Source organism: Methylotenera sp., assembly GCF_030653755.1.
Classification (GTDB): Bacteria; Pseudomonadota; Gammaproteobacteria; order Burkholderiales; family Methylophilaceae; genus Methylotenera.
Window position 1 is genome coordinate 24,989 of the sequence record NZ_JAURYU010000057.1, and the last position, 23,128, is coordinate 48,116.

Sequence of the window (23,128 nt, forward strand, 5' to 3'; positions counted from 1 at the left end):
CAACAATTAGTTACAATCATAAATCAAGGTTATTGATTAGGTAACTCACGAAAGTTTATATAGAAACTAAGCAACACTCAGACCCGAGCCTCAGACTGCCATCAATTATGCAAACACCACTAGATAGGCCAGCTTCAGTCAATTAAAAGAAATACGGGACATCGGTTAAGGGGTTATCGCTATGTCTTTACTAATACCAGCCAACGTCCTCATATATGGTCGGCTGTTTTTAACATAGGGTGGTAAGCTTTTTAAAGCCTCTAATGCATCAACTCTCCGTTCATATGCACCATATAACACTACTGTATACAAACCATCTTTCTGATGCATGCGATATAGATATATATTATCCATTTCAACTTGCTGACTTAAACGCTCAAGCTCCGCGGCTAACTGACGCTCTTCACCCTGCAAAGCTAACGGCAACGCATTAGGAAGTGATTTGATTTGTAACAATACAGTCTCAGGCTTTGCACTTTTTAATAACTGATTCATCGCATCTAAACGCTGACTTACCAACCCAATAGTGCTTTTGCTTTCTGCAGCCTGAGCCTTATCGCTAGCTACTTCCATATCATTTAATACCGCTACGGCGCTAGCGCTATTGAGTGAAGACAAATCATTGACACCCATTTGGGTATTAGTAACAGCAACTGCAGATTGCTTTGTCTGCTGAAACGTGCTGGGCTTGATTATAGACAAATTGGAATTACTGGGCTGAACTTGCTGCATTGTCACACTAGCACTACTTTTCAGATTAGCTGATTGCTGCCACAACATCGCAACAGTTGATACAACAATTAAAATGATGAGCAAGGATACTATCCAAGTCGCAAATTGCTTATAACGCCAGAACCGCTGCCCATATGAGCTTTCCGCAAACTCACTATCTTGGATAGCTGCATTAACGTGCTTAGGGGTTACCTGATAAACATTATCAGCAAACGCTGCTAGCAATGCTTTATCCGCTAAGATATTCACGCGCCTCACTAACCCTTGTGCTGCATTTGACAGTTTTTTAATCGAGGCATCCGTAAACAAATGTGGGCCATGATACCCCGCCGCACGCAGCCTAAAGATTAAATACTCACCCACATCTTTGGTTTGCAATGGCGCCAAATTAAACCGATGCGTAATGCGCTCACGCAACTGACGAATTTGTTCCTGATTTAAATTCTCGTCCAACTCTGGCTGACCAAACAAAACAATCTGCAACAGTTTATCTTGCTTAGTTTCCAAGTTGGATAACAAGCGAATCTCTTCCAGAGTTGCCAACGGCATACCTTGCGCCTCTTCAACAAAGATCACCACCTGGCGACCTTCTGCGTGCCGACTTAACAGATGCGCCTGCAATGCTTGCATCACCTTTAACCTATCAGCATCTTTAGGTAGCTGAAGTTGCAGTTCAAATGCAATAGCATGCAGCACATCCTCAGGTGCTACGCTTGGGTTCGCAAGATAAATGCTCTCGATTCTTTCAGGAAGAATAGTTTGCAACATTCGGCACAGCATTGTTTTGCCACTACCTACCTCACCTACAACTTTGACAATACCCTCACCATTGGTAATAGCGTACACTAAAGCATCAAGCACCGCTCCACGATTGCTGCCAGAAAAGAAAAAGTCTGTATTTGGAGTAATCTTAAACGGGGGTTGCTGCAAACCAAAGTGTGGATAATACAAATGATTTCCTAGTGAGGATTAGTCTTCTTGCGTATTCATACGACTATACAGTGTCGTGCGATTCACATTCAACAGCTTAGCCGCCTGACTTAAATTGCCATGCGTCATTTTCATTGCCGCATCAATGTAAGCACGCTCCCAAGACTTAAGCACTGCATCCAAACTTACATTCACTTGGCGTTGCAAATGCTTTTGCGCCTGCGCAGTCATACTGGCTTCATCATTAAAGTTAAATGCATCAGCCGATGAAGCCTGCTCGTTTAAATCAAACTCAGCAATCAACTCATTTTCTTTCACTGTCTTGCCAGAGTACTTGGCAATTAACCGAATAACGATATTTCTCAGCTCACGCACATTGCCAGGAAAACCATAATCCAGCCACCTCGCCTCAGCATTCCCATCAAGCTTAAACGGTGTCTTGTCGATTTGCTTGGTATAAAACTCAATAAAATGATTACGCAATAAATGCTTATCGTCGGACAATTCACGAAGCGGTGGCACATGTACGGTAAAGACGCTCAAGCGATGATATAAATCCGACCTAAATTTACCTGCGCGCACTTCTGCTCTTAAATCTCGGTTAGTCGCAGCCACAATTCGCGCACGACTTTTACGCGTTTGCGTTTCACCAATGCGCTGATACTCACCATTCTCTAACACGCGCAGAAGCTTGGCCTGCAACTCTAAGGGCAACTCACCAATTTCATCTAAAAATAAAGTACCGTCACCCGCATCTTCAAAATAGCCTGCATGCGCAGCTACCGCACCTGTAAACGCACCCTTTGCGTGCCCAAACAAAATAGATTCTGCCAACAATGGAGAAACCGCAGCACAGTTAACCGATAGGTAAGGATATAACAAACGCTGACTTGCAAAATGAAAGCTACTAGCCACCAGCTCCTTACCGCTGCCAGACTCGCCCTCAATCAACACAGGAAAAGGCGAGCCTGCAAACTGCGTAATCTGCATACGTAATGCTTGAATAGGTAAGCTATTACCAAGCAAGCCACCATGCTCTTGCTCCGCCCTCATCTCGTTCAACTCGACATCTTGAACCTTGAGTGCATTCAACAACATGTCTTTCAGCTTCTCTACATCACAAGGCTTGGCAATAAAATCGACGGCACCCAATGTAAGCGCATGCTTGACATTCACATCATCACTTTGGCCCGAAAGCACATGAATTTTAATAGTAGGTGAATGTGTTAGCAGGGCGCTAATCACTTTAAAACCTTCTTCAGGCGTATGCGGAGTAGGTGGCAGTCCTAAGTCTACCAAAGCCAATGCTGGGGGTGCATCTAACTGCTGGAGCAAACTCTTCAATTGCGTATGTGACTCTGCCACGCATACTTCAAAATATTTACTCAACACAAAATGTAAGGTATCAGTGATCAGCGGGTCATCATCAATAATCATCAATACAGGACGTAGTGCTGCCATTAACAAACCCTTTTTAAAAATTAGATAACAACTGAAACCAATGCCACTATAGCCTGAATAGTTTGATGTATCAATACTTTCGCCAGCGTGCGCTATGGTGCGAAATCGAGGTCAAAACCACCAGCCAAGTATGCTCGTTATTTAAATCAATCACCGAACGGATTTAACCAACTGTTCTGAACTAACAATCTTTGACATAGATAAAAAAGGTGAACCCAAACATTCAATGACATTAAGCGGCTGTTATCGACGACCAGATTTTTGATCTTTAATGTAAGCCCTACATTTGGCTGGAAAATATGTGCCTGTGACTTTTCAACTATACTAAGAAATCCGCCCCACTCAGTTCTGTGAGCTTCTGATTTAGCGCCTTATCATCACTTGGGAAACTAAAGATTGACGCACTTTGCACCACCGCTTTCAAAGCATCATGTTCAGCATCCTGAATGATACTTCGTACTTTATCCTGAATTTTTTCAGCGGCGGGCGTGTATGGCACAATAATCCAAAAGTCACTTTCTATCCTAGCCACCAAGTCCGTATTCCTATAAAGCCTTCTAAGATGGCTTGTCATTGCAACAAGTTGCTCAGCGGCCTCTTTTGCACCGTAAGCATCCCCAAGCTCATGGTTCTCACCGTAGCCATATGGACCAAGCCAAACGGCATCGGGGACAAGTATCTCGACATGATGGCCATTAACCATTCAAATATAAAAAGAAAGCGATCTGTATTCTCAATACCTTCAATTAGCATAGCCTTCTAAACCCCACATTATCTTTAATGATCGGTTGCGATAACTGCCAGTACAAATTAAGTAGATGCTTAGTACTAATGCTTAGCGCGTTTGATACTATCCTACTAAAATTAAATTAATCAAGAATAATTTCACTTAGAAAAAGATATGCCAGAAAAAAATAAGCCCCACATTGCTGAGGGGCTTATTCAATATGGGGTGGCTGATGGGGCTCGAACCCACGACAACAGGAATCACAATCCTGGACTCTACCAACTGAGCTACAGCCACCATAGAGACTTTAAAATTCATGGCCTGCCCGACAGGAATCGAACCTGTAACCCCCAGCTTATAAGGCTGGTGCTCTATCCGGTTGAGCTACGGGCAGATTTTGGTTACAAGACTTTATATCATCTACAACATAAAGCACTACACTTTTCGGGCTGACTTTTAATATGGGTGTTAAAAGAAAAATCTACTTTTAACACTCAAAAATTTTGGTCGGCGTGGAGAGATTCGAACTCCCGACATCCTGCTCCCAAAGCAGGCGCGCTACCAGGCTACGCTACACGCCGAAGAGGCAGTAATATAACCAAAACTAAGATTAAGGTCAATCGCTATATGCTAAAATGACGTTTTATTTTACAAATTAATTGAATTTTCAGATTCAGACACCCAATGACTGCTCAAATTATCAATGGCAAGGCGATTGCCGACAATTTATTAGACTCAATCAAAGAAAGAATCAACCAACGCCTGTTAGCAAATAAACGTGCACCTGGCCTTGCGGTTATCTTATTGGGCGGCGACCCCGCCTCATCCATTTATGTGCGAAATAAACGTTTAGCATGTGAAAAAGTAGGCATTCGTTCCGTTGCCTACGATTTACCGTCATCAACAACAGAGCATGAGTTACTTGCGCTCATCACGCAACTCAACCATGACGAGACAATAGACGGCATCTTGGTTCAGTCGCCGCTTCCACCCCACATAAAAGATGAGCACGTGATTGAATGTATCAGCCCCAATAAAGACGTGGATGGATTTCACCCATACAATATCGGCCGCTTAGCCGTGCGCCAACCAACGCTGCGCTCTTGCACACCATTTGGCGTGATTAAGCTACTAGAAGCAACCAACATCAACCTGATGGGTTTAGATGCTGTTGTGGTAGGGGTATCTAACCACGTAGGTCGTCCAATGGGCTTGGAGTTACTGCTTGCAGGTTGCACCGTGACTAGCTGCCATCGCCACACAAAAGACTTAGCTAAAATTGTCGCAAATGCAGACTTAATCGTCGCAGCTGCAGGCAAACCTGGGCTAATTAAAGGCGACTGGATTAAGCCTGGCGCTATTGTCATTGACATTGGCATCAATCGCCTAGAAGATGGGCGCATCTGCGGCGATGTTGATTTCAACATCGCAAAAGAGCGTGCGGGCTGGATTACTCCCGTACCTGGCGGCGTTGGCCCAATGACCGTTGCTACTTTAATGGAAAATACCTTGCTTTCATTACAACTTAGCGAACAAAGCGCCATTATTTAATCTCATTAAATCAATAAGATACAGGTATATAAATTACAGTTTTGCATCAAACCATTAATCAGTGTACACTCATGCGCTAATTTTAAGCGCTAACATTTTAGTTAGCGCAGTTTTCAATATTTTTATTTTTTTGTATTTGGGTAATTATTATGGCAGATGTAATTAGTAAGCACTTCACGCCTTATCAGCCGAAGCCTGATGAAGAATACATGAGCAAAGCTCAACTTAACCATTTCCGCGCAATATTAAATGATTGGAAATCCGAGTTAAGCCAAGAGCTTGACCGCACCGTGCACACCATGCAAGATGAAGTGACGATGTTTGCTGACCCAAATGACAGAGCCAGCCAAGAGTCTGACATGACGCTTGAATTACGCAATCGTGATCGCGAACGCAAGCTCATTAAAAAAATTGATGAAACTTTACGTAACATTGAGCACGAAGAGTACGGCTACTGTGAAGGCTGTGGCATTGAAATTGGTTTAAAACGCTTAGAGGCGCGTCCAACGGCTACGCTGTGTATCGATTGCAAAACATTGGACGAACTTAGAGAGCGCCAAGTAGCTAAATAATTAGTACAGTCCAAATCATTTAAATTTTTATTTAGAATTCAAGTGATTTAAAGCTTCAGATAACAAAAAGCCCGCATATGCGGGCTTTTTGTTATCTAGCAAACGATGATACTATTGATATTACTCGTCAGCTTCTGTCTCTGCTTTAGCTTCTTGAGCAGGCGGGTCAATCAAAGCTTTCATGCTTAGACGTACACGACCTTTTTCATCAGCCTCAACCACTTTAACTTTCACAACGTCGCCTTCTTTTAGGAAGTCAGCAACGGCGTTGACACGTTGATGTGCAATTTGTGAAATATGTAGCAAACCATCTTTACCAGGGATCAAGGTTACAATTGCACCGAAATCAAGCAACTTGATCACAGTACCTTCATAAGTTTGACCCACTTCAACTTCAGCAGTGATTTCTGCAATACGGCGTTGCGCTTCAGCACCCTGCTCGGAGCTAGTACATGCAATTTTTACTGTACCGTCATCTTCAATATCAATCGTAGTACCTGTTTCTTCAGTTAAAGCACGAATCACAGCACCGCCCTTGCCGATTACATCACGGATTTTTTCAGGGTTGATTTTCATGGTAATAATGCGTGGTGCAAATTGTGACATTTCAGCACTAGCACCACTAACAGCTTGTTTCATAATACCCAAGATATGTGCACGACCCTCTTTAGCCTGCGCTAAAGCAACTTGCATGATCTGCGCTGTAATACCAGTGATTTTAATGTCCATTTGCAATGCAGTGATACCATCTTCTGTACCAGCCACTTTAAAGTCCATATCACCCAAGTGATCTTCATCACCCAAGATATCAGTCAATACAGCAACGCGGTTACCTTCTTTGATTAAACCCATTGCAATACCTGCAACGTGATTTTTCATAGGCACACCAGCATCCATCAATGCTAAGCAGCCACCACATACAGAGGCCATTGAGCTTGAACCGTTAGATTCTGTAATCTCAGAAACTACACGCATGGTGTAATCAAAATCTTCTTTAGCTGGCAAAGCAGCAATTAATGCACGCTTAGCTAAGCGGCCATGGCCGATTTCACGACGCTTTGGTGTACCTACACGGCCAGTTTCACCAGTTGCGTATGGAGGCATGTTGTAATGCAGCATAAAGCGGTCATTGTATTCGCCTTGCAATGCATCAATCGTTTGCTCATCGCGGCCTGTACCCAAGGTTGCAACCACCAAGGCCTGTGTTTCACCACGTGTAAACAATGCTGAACCATGCGTACGTGGCAACACACCAGTGCGGATGCTGATAGGACGCACAGTACGTGTATCACGGCCATCAATACGTGGCTCACCATTTAAAATTTGGCTACGTACAGTTTTGGCTTCTAAATTAAAAATCTCATTTTTAATTTTGTTAGCTTCTGTCGTTGAAGTTTCTTCTGTAATTAACTCAGCCAACACACGGCTTGTGATTTCATCCAATTTAGCTGAACGTGCACCTTTAGCTTTAATTTGGAATGCAGCATTAATATCAGCAGCGGCCAAGCCAGCCACTTTTTCAATCAATGCAGTATCTGGCTCTGGTGCAACCCAGTCCCAAGCATCTTTACCAGCTTCAGCGGTTAATTCGCTAATCATTTTAATCACAGCTTGCATTTGCTCGTGACCATAAACAACCGCACCCAACATGACTTCTTCTGAAAGCTCTTTAGCTTCAGACTCAACCATCATCACAGCTGTTTCAGTAGCAGCAACCACCAAATCAAGATCTGTTTCTTCTAATTGTGCTTTAGTTGGGTTCAATACATACTCATCATTGATATAACCAACACGCGCTGCACCTAATGGGCCGTAATATGGGATACCTGATAATGACATTGCTGCCGAAGCACCAATAATCGCAGGAATATCAGCATCAATTTCAGGATCTGATGACAACACAGTTGCCACCACTTGCACTTCGTTATAAAACGCTTCTGGGAACAGAGGGCGTAATGGACGGTCGATCAAACGACTTGTGAGTGTTTCTTTCTCTGAAGGACGGCCTTCACGTTTGAAAAAACCACCTGGGATTTTACCCGCAGCATAGGTTTTTTCCATGTAATCTACTGTCAACGGGAAAAAATCCTGGCCTGCTTTAACTTCACGCTTGCTAGTAACGGCCACTAACACTACCGTATCACCGTAGCTCACCATCACTGCAGCATCTGCCTGACGTGAGATTTCACCTGTTTCAAGGGTAAGCGTATGCGCACCGTATTGAATACTTTTAGTAACTTTATTAAACATTTATTTTCCTTTTTCAACAGACTGTTATTCACTACCCAATAACAATCTAACAATAAAAAAAGCCGACGCATATCCATGCAATCGGCTTTTTACAGCAATTATATAAGTGAAGCTAAAAACAAAAAGCTAAGCACTTTTATAACTGTTATTTACGCAGACCTAAACGTTGAATCAATGTTTGATAACGGCTTGAGTCTTTGCGTTTTAAATAGTCTAACAGGCTACGACGTTGGCTAACCAATGCTAACAAACCACGACGTGAGTGGTTATCTTTTTTGTTAGATTTGAAATGCTCTGTTAGGTATGTGATACGGCTAGTTAAAAGTGCAACTTGCACTTCTGGGCTTGCTGTGTCATTCGGTGCGCGTTGATATTCTGCAACGATTTTCGCGGTATCTTGTGCTGTAATTGCCATAACTTTTTCCTAATTTAGATGTTTTGCGTCAATACAAAAGTAGCCTAGAATCTGCAATAGAAACCTAACCCACTGATGCATTCATTTACATGAACCGTGCATTATAGCGATAACTTTATTGCTTAACAAGTTATTTTAATAAATAGCCTTTAATTATTTACTTGTTGCATCAATCGCTTAGGTGCGATTTTCCCGTCACTTTGCTGCTCACCTAAGCCTAAAAACACCTGATTCTCATCATAAAGGCGCAACAAGCCCGCTGGAATACTACCGCTCCGCCACACGGCTTGACCCTGCATTAAATAAAAGACACTGTCTGCATCCAGCGTTACCGATGGCAAATAATCCACCGCGGTTTCAGGCGCTGCTAACTTAGCCAAACGCTCTTCATTATTCAACGCTTCAAACGCCTCTAAAGTAATGGCTTCGGTGATGTCATAACTAGCTGTAGCAGTTCTACGTAGTCCAATCAGATGCGCACCACAGCCTAAATGTGCACCAATATCTTCTGCCAAAGTGCGAATATAAGTACCTTTGGTGCAAGTCACTTCAATTTCAGCGACATCTCCCGCAAAGCCAAGCACTTTAATCTCATGGATAGTAACAGTACGCACTTTGCGCTCAATTTCCACACCTTCACGGGCATATTCGTACAGCGCACGACCCTCGTGCTTCAAAGCGGAATACATGGGTGGAATTTGATTAATTACACCAACAAACTTGCGGCATGCCTCACTAAACTGATGGCTGGTGACATTGACTGGCAGGGTTTTGAGTACAGCGCCTTCCGCATCACCTGTGGCCGTGGTAACGCCCAACTTCATGGTGGCGTGGTATGTTTTATCTGCATCGGTTAGATAATGTGCAAATTTAGTTGCTTCACCAAAACAGAGTGGCAACAAGCCTGTTGCCAATGGATCTAACGTACCAGTGTGACCAGCTTTGGCGGCCTGTAGTAACCACTTAACTCTTTGTAGCGCTTGGTTAGAAGAAAATCCCAATGGCTTGTCTAACAACAAAATACCATTAATATTTTTTTTGACTCTTTTGAATTGCAAAGGAAGGTTACTTCTAAGGATTAAGACTTATTTTTATCTGAAGCAATCGCCTCATCAATTAATTTAGACATCATCATGCCATTATCAATCGAGGCATCGTACACAAAATGCAATTGTGGCACTGTGCGCAACAACATGCGCTTCGCCAACTGCGTGCGTAAGAAACCTGCTGACTTTTCAAGCCCTTGCTGCATGCTTTCACTCGCTTTTGCTGCGCTGTAAAAAATCTTAGCATGCGCCATATCACCAGTTACCTCAACAGCAGTAACCGTTACCATGCCCACGCGTGGATCTTTAATTTCAAACATTAACAAATCTGCGATTTCTCGTTGCATTTGCTCAGCCACACGGTGACTACGTGAAAAATCTTTTGCCATTCTAATCCTAAATAAAGCTGAACTTACCCAACAAAGGAGCCAGCACCAACGCAAAAGTAAACGCTGATACAGTTAAGCACAACCAAATACAACAAACATAAGCACAGACTCGCTTTTTGCCGTATCAATTACACCTATAGCTCACCAGAGCCATAGGCATAGGCATAGGCATATAGCGTTAAACTATAAAGTACGTGCTACTTCCACCATTTCATAAACTTCCAAGATATCACCTACTTCAATATCGTTGTAGCCTTTCAATGACAGACCGCATTCAAAGTTATTTTTAACTTCTTTAACATCATCTTTAAAGCGTTTGAGTGAATCTAACTCACCAGTATGCACGATCACGTTATTACGTAATACGCGTACTTTTGAGTTACGTTTAATCATACCGTCTTGTACGTAACAACCAGCAATCGCACCAATTTTAGAAATACGGAACACTTCACGCACTTCCACAGTACCAATCATGCTCTCTTTTTGCTCTGGTGCCAACATACCACCCAGCGCAGCTTTGATCTCATCCACAGCTTCGTAAATAATATTGTAGTAACGTACATCCACACCTAGCGTATCAACCAATTTACGTGCCCCAGAATCGGCACGCACGTTAAAGCCGATCAATACCGCTTTAGATGCCGCAGCCAAGTTAACATCTGACTCACTGATTGCACCAACACCAGTGTGAATAATATTCACTTTCACTTCGCTGGTAGAGAGTTTTTGCAAGCTTGTCGCTAACGCTTCATATGAACCCTGCACATCAGATTTGATAATCAAACCAAGTGTTTGCACTTCGCCTGATTCCATTTGTTCGAACATGTTTTCTAGCTTAGCCGCTTGCTGTTTAGCAAGCTTCACATCACGGTACTTACCTTGACGGAACAATGCGATTTCACGCGCCTTACGTTCATCGTTCAAGACAATCACTTCTTCACCTGCGCTAGGCACGTCAGACAAGCCTAGAATTTCTACTGGCATAGATGGACCTGCCTCTTGAATATCCTTGCCAGTTTCATCTAACATCGCACGCACTTTACCAAAAGTAGTACCTGCTAAAATCATATCGCCACGTTTTAAGGTACCTGATTGCACTAAAATCGTTGCTACCGAACCGCGACCTTTATCTAAACGACCTTCAATCACCAAGCCTTTTGCTGGGGTATTTTTAGGCGCTTGTAATTCCAAGACTTCTGCTTGCAAAAGCACAGCCTCTAGCAAATCATCAATGCCTTGACCTGTTTTGGCTGAAACAGGGCGGAACATAACGTCACCGCCAAAATCTTCAGGCACAACTTCTTGGCTTACCAATTCCATTTTCACACGTTCAGGATCAGCATCTGGCTTATCAATTTTATTGATAGCCACCACAATCGGCACACCCGCAGCTTTAGCATGGTGAATCGCTTCAATTGTCTGTGGCATCACGCCATCATCTGCTGAAACCACTAGAATCACGATATCGGTAGCTTTAGCACCACGTGCACGCATCGCAGTAAACGCCTCATGGCCTGGAGTATCTAAGAACGTCACCATACCACGCGGAGTCTCTACGTGATAAGCACCAATGTGCTGAGTAATACCACCAGCTTCACCTGTTGCCACACGGCTACGGCGAATGTAATCCAACAATGAAGTTTTACCATGGTCCACGTGACCCATCACTGTCACGACAGGTGGACGCGTTTCCAAGATAGCTTCAGCATGTTCAGCCTCTTCAATAAACGCATCAGGATCATTAGGTGCTGCAGCTTGCGCTTTATGCCCCATTTCTTCCACGATAATAATCGCAGTTTCTTGATCTAGCACTTGGTTAATGGTCACCATCATGCCCATGCCCATCAAGGTCTTAATCACTTCACCTGATTTCACAGACATTTTGTGCGCTAAATCAGCCACTGTAATGGTTTCTGGCACAAGTACTTCATACACTAATGGCTCTGTTGGCGCTGTAAAAGCATGTTGCTGATCATCATCGTGATGATGTTTACCACCCTTACCTTTTGGCGCTCGCCATCCAGCTTTACCGCCCGCGACATCTCCACGTGTTTTTAATCCACGTTTTTTGTTCTCGGCGTCAGTCCACTCTTTGTTGTTACCCTTGCCTTTTTTCGCATCTTTTGTGGCTGGTTTTTCAGTGCCTACTTTTGCGACAGGCTTATGCAAGGTGCCTTCTGAAAGCTTAGCTGCTTTTACTTTAGCAGCTTCGGCTTCGGCTATTTTTCTAGCCTCTTCGTCTAAACGACGTTGAATTAATTCTTCTTTTTTACGCTTATCTTCTGCTTGCAATGCTAACAAAGTGGCATGACGTTTTGCTTCTTGCTCTCGCAACGCAATCTCATCGGCACCAAGCAAATCTTTACGACTAATGGTTTGCTGTCTAACCACAACTTTTTCAGGCTCAACGACTGGCTCAGCAGGCGCTTCCACCACTACTGGAGCTATGACGACTGGCGCTACAACCTCAGGTTCTGGCACAATCTCGACCACTTCAGGCTCAACCACGACGACAGGCGGCTCTTCGACCACTGGCACTACAACTTCCACAGGCGCTTCAACTGGCTCAACGACTACTTCTGTAACCGCTTCAGCTACGACTTCTTCCACAACATCATCTTCAGCCATATCCGCATCTTCGCGCTGTTCTATCACACGTTTTTTGCGCACTTCCACTTGAATAGTGCGCGCCTTACCAGTGTTGTCGGTTTTTTTGATTTCTGTGCTTGATTTACGTGTGAGCGTAATTTTATTTTTAGGAGCAAGCGTACCGTGCTCTTTACGCAAATGATCCAGCAATGCCGACTTGTCATTCTCACTTAGCTCATCATCTGCACTTGTTTTATGCACGCCAGCGCTTTTGAGCTGTTCTAATAACAATGCCGTTGGCAGCTTTAATTCGCCAGCAAATTGTTCTACGGTTGTTTGTGCCATCTTGTTGCTCCAGTATTCTTTTTTCTAAGCTTTATTGCCTAGCATTACTACTCATTATTACTAGCTTCAGTTCGGTCAAATTAAATTGACCGACACCCACAAAGCTCTACATTTGACGGTTATTTAAACCAATATTACTAAACCCAATATCACTTAAACCAAGGTGCGCGTGCAGTCATAATGAGTGCCTTTGCTCGTTCTTCGTCCATATTCGTCAACTCCACCAACTCATCAATCGCGAGCTCGGCCAAGTCATCCATGGTTGAAATACCTTTTGCCGCTAATTGATGTGCAGTAGCATCATCCATACCTTCTAACGTCAATAAGTCTTCAGCGGCTTCTTCAACTTTCTCTTCTTTCGCGATAGCCTCTGTCAACAATGCTGCACGAGCACGCTTACGTAACTCTTCGACAGTATCTTCATCAAAAGCATCGATTTGATTCATTTCAGCTAATGGAACGTATGCGATTTCTTCCAATGTGCTAAAACCTTCTTGCACTAGAATTTCAGCCACCTCTTCGTCCACGTCCAATTTTTCCATGAACAATTGACTCACACCGGCATACTCTTCTTGGTTTTTCTGTGCAGCTTGGTCAACTGTCAAGATATTGAGCGTCCAACCTGTTAGCTCTGATGCCAAACGCACGTTTTGACCATTTCGACCAATCGCTAAAGCCAATTGCTCTTCTTCAACCACAACATCCATACTATGTGCATCTTCATCCACTACGATGCTTGATACTTCTGCTGGAGACATTGCATTAATTACAAACTGTGCAGGCTCCATGCTCCATAAAACGATATCCACACGCTCACCAGCTAACTCACCAGTTACTGCTTGTACGCGTGAACCACGCATACCAACACAGGTACCAACAGGGTCTAAGCGTTGATCATTGCTCTTCACTGCAATTTTAGAGCGTAAACCAGGATCGCGTGCTGCTGAACGAATCTCTAACAAACCCTCTTCAATCTCAGGTACTTCTAACTCAAACAAGCGAACTAAGAACTCTGGCGTGATTCTAGATAAAATCAACTGAGGACCACGACCACTGCGTTCAATTCGTAGCAGGTAAGCACGTACACGGTCACCCACACGTAAGTTCTCTTTTGGAATCATTTGTTCACGAGGCAATAAAGACTCAATACGGCCTACTTCAATAATCGCATTACCTTTTTCCATGCGCTTGATGACACCTGTTACCAGTTTTTCATCACGCGCTAAAAAGTCTTGTAAGATTTGTTCACGTTCAGCTTCACGCACTTTTTGCAAAATCACTTGTTTAGCAGCTTGCGCGCCAATACGGCCAAACTCAAGGTTTTCTAAAGGCTCTTCGTAATAATCACCGATAGTTAAACCTTTAGAGCGCTCATCTTCCTCATCGATTTGATAGGCAGAATTCTCTAGCAAGTCGTAATCAACATACTGCCAACGTCTAAAGGTTTGGTATTCACCCGTTTCACGATCAATAGCAACACGCACATCGGCATCATCGTGATGTTTTTTCTTTGTAGCCGAAGCCAAAGCCAGCTCTAGCGCGGTAAAAATGACGTCTTTATCAACGTTTTTCTCGTGCGCCAAGGCATCTACCAACAATAAAATTTCACGACTCATTTTCAATCTCCGACTATATATTGCAGGTTAACTGCCTTATTTATTAAATTCTTACAATACGCACACTTGCATTCAAAACATTGGTCTTAAAATACTGGGTTTAACCTTGCTTTATCTATGTTGCTAAGCGCCATCTTGTATATTACGCCTTCAAAATCAAGCATCAAGTGTCCATCTTCAACGCCTTTAATCAACCCTAAAAAGGTCTTTCTTGGCAACGTAGTTTCTGTTGCATTCGGACCTTCATCCTTCATGCCAACTCGCAATTTAATTGACACGCGCTCGCCAATGAATCGCACGTAATCTGATTCTTTCTTCAACACGCGATCTATGCCTGGTGACGACACCTCTAAGCGGTCATAGTCAATCGCATGCTCAACCGCTAGCAAATTACCCAACTGGTTACTTACCAACACGCAATCGTCAATATTGACACTATCTTTCATATCGACAGGATTTTGTTTATCAATAAACACACGCAACAATTTGCCACGATTGGAAATCTCCAAATCAACAAGCTCATAGCCTAACTGACTTACTGACTTTTCTATTAACGTTTGCAAATCTTGCATAAACCCCACCCTTTACTCTCACCGCACAATCTGAACATGAATACGCAGATTGCAGAAACAAAAAATGGGCACAAAGCCCATCAAAAAATTCATCCGCATTATACCAATCAATTCAATGAATTGGAAACACTACAGTTAATAAAGTTTGCTTTTAGCGCTTTTTACATAAATTATGCTTTTATATTCTTTTTAATTATAAATTTATTCAAAACAATTATTTTTAATTATTAAATAGTTTATTTATAGTGCGTACTTTCTTACTTATTCAACATTGACTGCCAATTATGACAAGCAAGCTAATCACACAAAATGTGAATCAAGAGATTATACGTGCTGTAGAGGATCTTAAGCATGGTACAGGGTTTGGGTCGATTGAAGTCATTGTACATGAGGGCCGTGTAACACAGATTGAAAAAAGAGAGAGGCAACGCTTTAGTCAAGGCAAGCCAAGTATACAAAAAGGAAATACGTCTACTACACTGAGCACGATCAACAGTGAAGCGACTTAAATAATAATTCATTAGGCTTGTACTGGACAACCAACGCACAACCCTACTTAAGCACTTAAATAAAAGGAACATCATGCAAAATAAAAGTAATCTTTCATTGAGTAATAAGCTAGTAAAGCCTTTACTCATTAGCGGCCTATTTCTTAGCGGTGGATTTGCATACGCTAATGAAGCAGAAGTCAAACTTTCTGAAAACACTCAGCAATCAGCAAGTAGTGTTGAAGACTTAGCACAACAAGAGAAAATACAAGCACGTTTAAATGAGATTGCAGCAGAGGCAAAGGCTGCAAAACTCGCGCAGAGTGGCTATTACGTTGAACGTAAAAGCTATGGGACTGGCCGTGAAACCGACCCACCTCGTTATGTAAAGCAGTTAAACAAAACATGGTTAAAAGATGTTGCAGGTATTGAAAATGTTGATTGGTTAGATATTGGACTAGATTACCGTTTTAGATATGAAACGCGCGATAACGACTTCCGTCGTGACAGAGATACAATCGACGAGCCAATCCTGCTTCGCACACGTGGATATGTGGCTGTTAAAGATATTTTAGACCCACTACGCTTCACATTAGAAGTTGAAGATGCGAGAAGAAACCATAGTCAATTCTCACGCGAGTTTGACACGCGAGATGTTAACTATGCAGAGCCTATTCAGGCTTACCTTGAGCTATTTTTCAAAGAGACACCACTGGGCAAAGATGACTTAGGTAATCACAGACCGATTAGCATCAAAGCTGGTCGTCAGGCTTTTGAATATACAGATCGCCGATTATTAGCACGTAATGAATGGCGCAATACTACCAACAATTTCCAAGGGGTCCGTACCACAATCGGCCAAAGTAAAAACGACTGGCAACTCGATTTGTTAGCACTTAAACCAGTGCAGAGGCTAAACAACCAACTTGATGAAGTGGATCACTCACAAGATTTCTACGGTGTGATTGGTGACTGGCGTCGCTGGTCTGAATACGTCACCTTACAACCTTATTACTACTTATTAAATCAAGAAGGCAGCAAAGTTAAATATGATGCCAACGGTAAAGATGCCGCACCAACTGCAAAAATTGACCGTGAAATCCATACTGCAGGCATTCGCGCCTATGGTGTTATCGGTACGACAGGTTTTGACTATGACGCAAGCTATGTAAAGCAATGGGGGAATCAAGACCGTATCTCAGGTGGAAATACATTCAAACTTGATCATGATGCCTACTCTTACAATGCTGAGATTGGTTATTCATTTAATCATGCATGGAAGCCACGCCTAAGTGCATTTTATGGCTTTGCAAGTGGCGATAAAAATCAAACAGACGGTAATAATCAACGATTTGAACGCCTCTTCGGTTTTGCTCGACCATGGTCAAACAATGACTATTTTCAAATGGAAAACATTAGCGCTCCAAAAGTCCGCGCTGAATTTGAACCGCAATTATCTTGGCTACCTGGCCTTAAAGTGGACGCTGGTTACAGTTGGTATCGCCTAGATTCTGACCGTGACCGCTGGAATGGTGCTGGATTACGAGACAACACTGGCGCTAGCGGCAAAGATGTAGGTGAAGAGTTCGACGTACGTTTACGCTTCCCTATCCACAAACAAGTGGCGGCCAATATTGGTTACGCTCACTTCTGGGCGGGAGACTTTACTAAAGCCACCTCCCGTAATGGCGGCGGAGGTGGTACAAACGTTGCTGATCCAGCGCGCAGAGATGACTCAAACTTCTTTTATGTAGAAATTTCTGCTTCAGCGTTTTAACGACACAAAACATACATCTTCATTTATTAAATTAAATATATATAAGGATTCATCATATGAAAGCACCATCAAAAATTAAGCAACTTTTAGTAGCGCTAGCATTAAGCACACCGCTACTCACGCTTGCTGCCGACATTACATTACTTAACGTGTCTTATGACCCAACACGTGAGCTGTATGTCGAGTTTAACAAAGCATTTGCAAACTACTGGAAAGCTAAAACTGGTGACAACGTCACTATCAAGCAATCACATGGTGGTGCTGGCAAACAGGCGCGCGCTGTGATTGACGGGCTTCCAGCAGATGTTGTGACACTAGCATTATCTTACGATATTGATGAAATTAGCGCTAAAGCGAAACTTATCCCCAAAGATTGGCAAAAGCGTTTAGCGCACAACAGCTCACCATACACATCTACGATTGTTTTGTTAGTTCGTAAGGGCAATCCTAAAAATATTAAAGATTGGAATGATTTAGTTAAACCGGGCGTTTCAGTGATTACCCCTAACCCAAAAACATCAGGCGGTGCACGATGGAATTATTTAGCAGCATATGCCTATGCACTTAAGCAAAACAATAATGATGATGCAAAAGCACGCGAATTTGTAGGCAAGCTGTTTAAAAATGTACCTGTTCTCGATAGCGGCGCACGTGGATCTACTACTACTTTCGTAGAACGCGGCATTGGTGATGTGTTTATCTCTTGGGAAAATGAAGCCTTCTTAGCACAAAAAGAGCTTGGTCCAGACAAGTTTGAAATTGTCATCCCATCTTTATCTATTTTGGCAGAGCCTCCTGTCACTATTATCGACAAGACTGTTGATAAGCGCAAAACACGCGCAGTGGCACAAGCTTATTTAGAGTATTTATATAGTGAAGAGGGTCAAGAGATTGCTGCTAAAAACTACTACCGCCCAACACTGGCATCTGTAGCAGCTAAATATGAGAAGCAATTTCCTAAAGTCAACTTAATTAAAATTGATGATGTGTTTGGTGGTTGGCAAAAGGCACAAAAAACGCACTTCTCTGATGGCGGTACATTTGATCAGATTTATCAAAAATAACTAATAGCTCGCCTGCTTTATTGTATTAATGGGATATAAAAATGACAGCACCAACCAACGCAACTTCACCAATTGAGCAATTGAGATTGCAACTAAAAGAGTCTCTATTTTTAGATGACTACGGCTTAGTAGAACAATCGACGGGTGAATTTAATAGTACTTTTTTAGGCGTTCAATTAAATACTGCATTTCAGCCTATTTATGACATAGCAGCAGGCGACTTAATTGGCCACGAAGCGTTATTACGCCCATCACTTGGAGGTGAGCTGACCAGCACACCCGAGTTCGCCTTCACTTATGCCGAGCAAACTGGAAAACTAGTACAGTTTGACCGTGTTGCCCGAACACTACATGTGCTTAACTTTAAACAAATCTATGCAGAAAACGGCTTATTGTTTCTGAACGTTTACCCTAAACTGCTAGTTTCAGTAAATACGCACGGTAAAGTATTTGAGCGCATTTTACATGCAAACTCGGTCCCTACTCACCGTGTTGTCATTGAAATCAAAGAAAGCGAAATTGAACAAGACAAACAGCTGTCAGAAGCAATCGACAACTATCGTGACAGAGCATATCGAATTGCCATCGATGGCTTTGGCGGCAAAAAGTCCCACATTGATCGCCTTTGGAAACTATCACCAGACTTTGTGAAGCTCGATTTAAGTATTATTCAGCAAGCCGAAGGTAATCATCGTGTACAGAAAATACTGCCTAGCTTAATTAGTTTAATTAAAGAAAGCGGCGCACAGGCCATCATCACAGGCATTGAAACACAAACACAGCTTGATATTGCCATTGAATCTGGCGGGCTATTTGTTCAAGGCTATTTTTTAGCAAGGCCAGTCACGGCTAAGGTACTTCAACCGTCATTAGCGTTTAACAAACTTACCTCACCCAACAAAGCTGCATAAGCACGCGGCAAATAACCTATTAAACACCCATATAAATACGATTTAATTATATAAAAATAACAAAATATTATTTAATTGTTATTTAGCTATCAGTTACATTATCACGCGATTACAACAGATTTAGAAGACTGATTTAGAAAACTATGGCAAAACGAAAAAACATCCTACCTGGCTTTAATTTATCACTCGGCTTCACGATATTTTATTTAAGCCTGATTGTACTTATTCCATTATCTGCCGCTTTTATTAAAACGACAGAGTTATCAATGCCAGAGTTTTGGGAGGTCATTACTGCGCCGCGCGTAGTCGCATCCTACAAACTCACTTTTGGTGCATCGTTTATCGCGGCAATCATCAATGCTGTATTCGGCTTATTAACAGCATGGGTGTTAGTTCGCTACCCATTTCCAGGCAAAAAATTCATTGATGCACTGGTTGATTTACCATTCGCATTACCAACGGCAGTTGCTGGTATTGCGCTAACTGCAGTTTATTCTGGCAATGGTTGGATTGGTTCATGGTTAGAGCCATTAGGCATTAAAGTCGCCTTCACACCCATCGGCGTGATTGTCGCTCTCACATTTATTGGTTTGCCATTTGTTGTCCGTACCGTACAACCTGTATTGGAAGATCTAGAGGCCGAAACAGAAGAAGCCGCAGCAAGCTTAGGTGCTAATCGTTGGCAAACATTTACTAAAATCATATTTCCTGCCATTTGGCCTGCATTACTGACGGGCTTTGCATTAGCCTTTGCACGAGCGATTGGTGAATACGGCTCAGTGATATTTATTGCAGGCAACATGCCGATGGTGTCAGAAATAACCCCACTGATCATTATCACTAAACTCGAGCAATACGATTATGCTGGCGCGACAGCCGTTGCCGTCGTCATGTTGGTGATTTCATTCCTGCTGTTATTCGCGATTAACGGCTTGCAATGGTGGTCAAATCGTCATAGCAGTGCCGCACGGTAAACCATTAAATCACATTCCCAATAAATTAATATTAGGTCATTTATGTCAGGCATCACTACATCACAATATGGCAGCTATCACAGCAAAGTAGCGCGAAGTCGCGCCACATCGGAGCCTTCATGGATACGCTATGGCTTAACCACGATTGCTTTAAGCTTTTTAGCCTTATTTTTATTTGTGCCTCTAGCAGCCATATTTACCGAAGCTTTACGAAAAGGCTTTGATACTTACATTACAGCATTAATCGATCCTGATGCTTTATCAGCAATCAAGCTTACATTTATTGCAGCCATCATTGCCGTTCCACTGAACCTGGTATTTGGTGTCGCCGCAGCATGGGCTATTGCCAAATTTGAATTTAAAGGCAAAAGCATTCTTATCACACTCATTGACTTACCGTTCGCGGTATCTCCCGTAATTGCAGGTTTAATCTATGTGCTGATTTTTGGCTTACAAGGCTGGTTTGGTTCTGCTTTAGTCGATCACGATATCAAAGTCATTTTCGCGATACCAGGCATTGTATTGGCCACGGTGTTTGTTACCTTTCCATTTGTTGCAAGGGAGTTAATTCCGCTGATGCAAGCTCAAGGCAAAGATGAAGAAGAAGCAGGGTTAGTATTAGGCGCTTCTGGCTGGCAGATTCTATTGCGCATTACATTACCCAATGTTAAATGGGGCTTGTTATATGGCGTGATTCTTACCAACGCACGCGCCATGGGCGAATTTGGTGCAGTTTCTGTCGTTTCTGGACATATTCGTGGCATGACAAACACTTTACCGTTACATGTAGAAATCCTATACAACGAATATAACTACGCTGCCGCGTTTGCTGTGGCCTCGTTACTTGCTCTACTTGCCTTAGTCACTTTAGCACTCAAGACTTTTGTCGAGTGGAAAGTTGCACACAATGCTAGTCATAACGAAGCTGCTTAATGACCATGTTTAATCGCGAGCTATCGCACTATTATCATAATGGAACACAACCATGAGTATAGAAATACGTAATATCAAAAAGAATTTCGGCCAATTTAGCGCGCTAAATGATGTAAGCCTAGACGTCCCTAGTGGAGAGTTAGTTGCATTGCTAGGCCCATCAGGTTGCGGCAAAACAACATTGTTACGCATCATTGCTGGCTTAGAAACACCAGACTCTGGCAATATCCTATTTCATGGAAATGATGCCACAGAACGGGAAGTGCGTGAACGTGAAGTTGGTTTTGTATTTCAACACTACGCACTATTCCGCCATATGACCGTATTCGAGAATGTCGCATTTGGATTACGCGTACGCCCTAAGCACACTCGACCATCAGAAGTAGAAATCAAGCGCCGAGTGCACGAGCTACTTACGCTAGTACAACTGGATTGGCTTGCTGATCGCTACCCACCACAACTTTCTGGCGGCCAACGTCAGCGCATCGCACTCGCTCGTGCTTTAGCAGTTGAACCTAAAGTTTTACTGCTGGATGAACCATTTGGTGCGCTTGATGCGAAGGTACGTAAAGAATTGCGCCGCTGGTTACGCCGCCTACATGATGAGCTACACATTACCAGCATTTTCGTGACGCATGACCAAGAAGAGGCACTAGAAGTAGCTGACCGAGTTGTCGTCATCAATAAAGGAAAAATTGAGCAAATTGGTACACCACAAGAAGTCTACGACAAACCTGTGTCACCATTTGTATATCAATTTTTAGGTAACGTGAATAAGTTTGATAGCCAAATACACCAAGGTGCAGCAAACATTGCTGGTGTCAATTTAAAATTAGATTCTCATCATGACACGCAAAACTCACCAGCATTAGCCTTTGTTCGTCCTCACGACATTGAAATCTATAATACCCCTAAGGAAGATCGTATCGGTTTTGAAGCTATTGTTCGCTATGTAAACGCAGTAGGTCCACTTGTTAAAGTAGAGCTAGAGCGTGCTGACCATACGGAGCTGATTGAGGCAGAGTTAACCCAAGAACGCTTCCGTGAACTGGCACTGACATCAGCGCAACACGTTCACATCTACCCAAGAAACGTAAGAGTGTTTTTGGCTTAAGAATCAATACAAGGAGTATTGTCAGAGAGTCTCCCACACTTTTGTGGCGAACGGTTTTGTCCTCTTTCTTTAGCGTCATATAATTAAATATCTATCGTAGCGATGAATTAATTGCACTAATCCCAATACTAATGGTCAGAAGTTACCAAACCGAATACTTCTCATGCGCGAAATTAGCCTTTGTTTGCTCTAAGTATGATGGGTCCACAACTTGACTGTGCTAGACATTAACTCACCTACAATGAGTGTACATACCACCACGTAAAGTAGAATACTTGAAGTCACTACAGAAGCATGTTAATTTTGCGCCAAGCCTAGACTATATGAATAGAATATATTTCACCAACCGAAGTGATACGCGTGTGTTTATAAATCGGTAATAGGCATCGCTACTGAAATAGACCTTACCAGTAGATACATTTCACTTGTAACGTTAAATGCATTTAAAAATGCTAAAGCACTTTAGGCTATAAAAAGGAAGCAGACTTTCGGAACCACATCCATAGTTAACGGACATAAAAAACCCCCATCATATTGCTATGATGGGGGTTTTTGGTATAAATAGCTTGGCAGTGACCTACTTTCGCATGCAAAAAGCATACTATCATTGGCGCTGGTTCGTTTCACGGCCCTGTTCGAGATGGGAAGGGGTGGTTCCAAACCGCTATGGCC

Annotated in this window: 19 protein-coding genes, 3 tRNA genes and 1 rRNA gene; 9 read left to right on the plus strand and 14 right to left on the minus strand. The window is 42.7% G+C overall.

Annotated features, from left to right (window positions below; translation table 11 throughout):
• Window positions 1-165: 165 nt before the first annotated feature.
• From Q7U33_RS11900 to Q7U33_RS11925, 6 genes are all read right to left on the minus strand, one after another.
• Window positions 166-1,683, minus strand: a complete 1,518-nt coding sequence (locus Q7U33_RS11900; protein ID WP_304861273.1) for an ExeA family protein — start codon at window positions 1,681-1,683, stop codon at window positions 166-168.
• An 18-nt stretch (window positions 1,684-1,701) separates the two neighbouring features.
• Window positions 1,702-3,123, minus strand: coding sequence for a sigma-54 dependent transcriptional regulator (locus Q7U33_RS11905; RefSeq protein WP_304861276.1), 1,422 nt, complete (start codon window positions 3,121-3,123; stop codon window positions 1,702-1,704).
• Between the two features lie 319 nt (window positions 3,124-3,442).
• Window positions 3,443-3,826: a diguanylate cyclase domain-containing protein gene (locus Q7U33_RS11910; protein ID WP_304861279.1), complete on the minus strand. Its 384-nt coding sequence runs from the start codon at window positions 3,824-3,826 to the stop codon at window positions 3,443-3,445.
• A gap of 245 nt (window positions 3,827-4,071) precedes the next feature.
• Window positions 4,072-4,147, minus strand: a tRNA-His gene (locus Q7U33_RS11915).
• A gap of 20 nt (window positions 4,148-4,167) precedes the next feature.
• Window positions 4,168-4,244: transfer RNA gene (locus tag Q7U33_RS11920), tRNA-Ile, on the minus strand.
• A 110-nt stretch (window positions 4,245-4,354) separates the two neighbouring features.
• Window positions 4,355-4,431: transfer RNA gene (locus Q7U33_RS11925), tRNA-Pro, on the minus strand.
• Window positions 4,432-4,534: 103 nt separating this feature from the next.
• Between Q7U33_RS11925 and folD the strand changes: the two genes are divergently transcribed.
• Together folD and dksA are read left to right on the plus strand one after the other, a co-directional pair.
• The gene (gene folD / locus Q7U33_RS11930) at window positions 4,535-5,401 is read left to right on the plus strand and encodes a bifunctional methylenetetrahydrofolate dehydrogenase/methenyltetrahydrofolate cyclohydrolase FolD (RefSeq protein WP_304861281.1); all 867 of its coding nucleotides are present in this window, start codon (window positions 4,535-4,537) and stop codon (window positions 5,399-5,401) included.
• Window positions 5,402-5,550: 149 nt separating this feature from the next.
• Window positions 5,551-5,973, plus strand: coding sequence for an RNA polymerase-binding protein DksA (gene dksA, locus Q7U33_RS11935; protein ID WP_304861283.1), 423 nt, complete (start codon window positions 5,551-5,553; stop codon window positions 5,971-5,973).
• A 120-nt stretch (window positions 5,974-6,093) separates the two neighbouring features.
• Here dksA and pnp read toward each other — a convergent pair whose 3' ends face one another.
• The 7 genes from pnp to rimP form a co-directional block, all read right to left on the minus strand.
• Window positions 6,094-8,223 (minus strand): polyribonucleotide nucleotidyltransferase, encoded by a 2,130-nt coding sequence (pnp, locus tag Q7U33_RS11940; protein ID WP_304861286.1) that lies wholly within the window; start codon window positions 8,221-8,223, stop codon window positions 6,094-6,096.
• A 145-nt stretch (window positions 8,224-8,368) separates the two neighbouring features.
• Entirely contained in the window at window positions 8,369-8,638 is a 270-nt protein-coding gene (rpsO, locus tag Q7U33_RS11945) for a 30S ribosomal protein S15 (protein WP_019899902.1), read from the minus strand.
• 149 nt (window positions 8,639-8,787) lie between these two features.
• Window positions 8,788-9,696: a tRNA pseudouridine(55) synthase TruB gene (truB, locus tag Q7U33_RS11950; RefSeq protein ID WP_304861289.1), complete on the minus strand. Its 909-nt coding sequence runs from the start codon at window positions 9,694-9,696 to the stop codon at window positions 8,788-8,790.
• A gap of 20 nt (window positions 9,697-9,716) precedes the next feature.
• Entirely contained in the window at window positions 9,717-10,073 is a 357-nt protein-coding gene (gene rbfA, locus Q7U33_RS11955; protein ID WP_036301702.1) for a 30S ribosome-binding factor RbfA, read from the minus strand.
• A 183-nt stretch (window positions 10,074-10,256) separates the two neighbouring features.
• Window positions 10,257-13,007 carry a translation initiation factor IF-2 gene (infB, locus tag Q7U33_RS11960; protein ID WP_304861294.1) on the minus strand — a complete coding sequence of 917 codons (2,751 nt, stop codon included), beginning with the start codon at window positions 13,005-13,007 and terminating at the stop codon, window positions 10,257-10,259.
• Window positions 13,008-13,156: 149 nt separating this feature from the next.
• A complete protein-coding gene (nusA, locus tag Q7U33_RS11965; RefSeq protein ID WP_304861296.1) occupies window positions 13,157-14,623 on the minus strand; it encodes a transcription termination factor NusA in 1,467 nt (488 codons plus the stop codon).
• An 86-nt stretch (window positions 14,624-14,709) separates the two neighbouring features.
• On the minus strand, window positions 14,710-15,195 hold the full coding sequence (rimP, locus tag Q7U33_RS11970; RefSeq protein ID WP_304861298.1) for a ribosome maturation factor RimP: 486 nt from the start codon (window positions 15,193-15,195) through the stop codon (window positions 14,710-14,712).
• A gap of 284 nt (window positions 15,196-15,479) precedes the next feature.
• On the opposite strand from rimP, the gene Q7U33_RS11975 reads away from it, so the two are divergent.
• From Q7U33_RS11975 to Q7U33_RS12005, 7 genes are all read left to right on the plus strand, one after another.
• Entirely contained in the window at window positions 15,480-15,704 is a 225-nt protein-coding gene (locus Q7U33_RS11975) for a YezD family protein (RefSeq protein ID WP_304861300.1), read from the plus strand.
• A 73-nt stretch (window positions 15,705-15,777) separates the two neighbouring features.
• Window positions 15,778-17,460 (plus strand): alginate export family protein, encoded by a 1,683-nt coding sequence (locus Q7U33_RS11980; RefSeq protein ID WP_304861302.1) that lies wholly within the window; start codon window positions 15,778-15,780, stop codon window positions 17,458-17,460.
• 56 nt (window positions 17,461-17,516) lie between these two features.
• On the plus strand, window positions 17,517-18,524 hold the full coding sequence (locus Q7U33_RS11985; RefSeq protein WP_304861304.1) for a sulfate ABC transporter substrate-binding protein: 1,008 nt from the start codon (window positions 17,517-17,519) through the stop codon (window positions 18,522-18,524).
• A 41-nt stretch (window positions 18,525-18,565) separates the two neighbouring features.
• Complete coding sequence (locus Q7U33_RS11990; RefSeq protein ID WP_304861306.1) at window positions 18,566-19,435, plus strand: EAL domain-containing protein; 870 nt, start codon at window positions 18,566-18,568, stop codon at window positions 19,433-19,435.
• 143 nt (window positions 19,436-19,578) lie between these two features.
• Window positions 19,579-20,409: a sulfate ABC transporter permease subunit CysT gene (gene cysT / locus Q7U33_RS11995; RefSeq protein WP_304861308.1), complete on the plus strand. Its 831-nt coding sequence runs from the start codon at window positions 19,579-19,581 to the stop codon at window positions 20,407-20,409.
• Window positions 20,410-20,451: 42 nt separating this feature from the next.
• Complete coding sequence (gene cysW, locus Q7U33_RS12000; RefSeq protein ID WP_304861311.1) at window positions 20,452-21,342, plus strand: sulfate ABC transporter permease subunit CysW; 891 nt, start codon at window positions 20,452-20,454, stop codon at window positions 21,340-21,342.
• A gap of 52 nt (window positions 21,343-21,394) precedes the next feature.
• On the plus strand, window positions 21,395-22,456 hold the full coding sequence (locus Q7U33_RS12005; protein ID WP_304861314.1) for a sulfate/molybdate ABC transporter ATP-binding protein: 1,062 nt from the start codon (window positions 21,395-21,397) through the stop codon (window positions 22,454-22,456).
• Between the two features lie 564 nt (window positions 22,457-23,020).
• Here Q7U33_RS12005 and rrf read toward each other — a convergent pair.
• Window positions 23,021-23,128 (minus strand): 5S ribosomal RNA (gene rrf / locus Q7U33_RS12010); the annotation flags it as partial.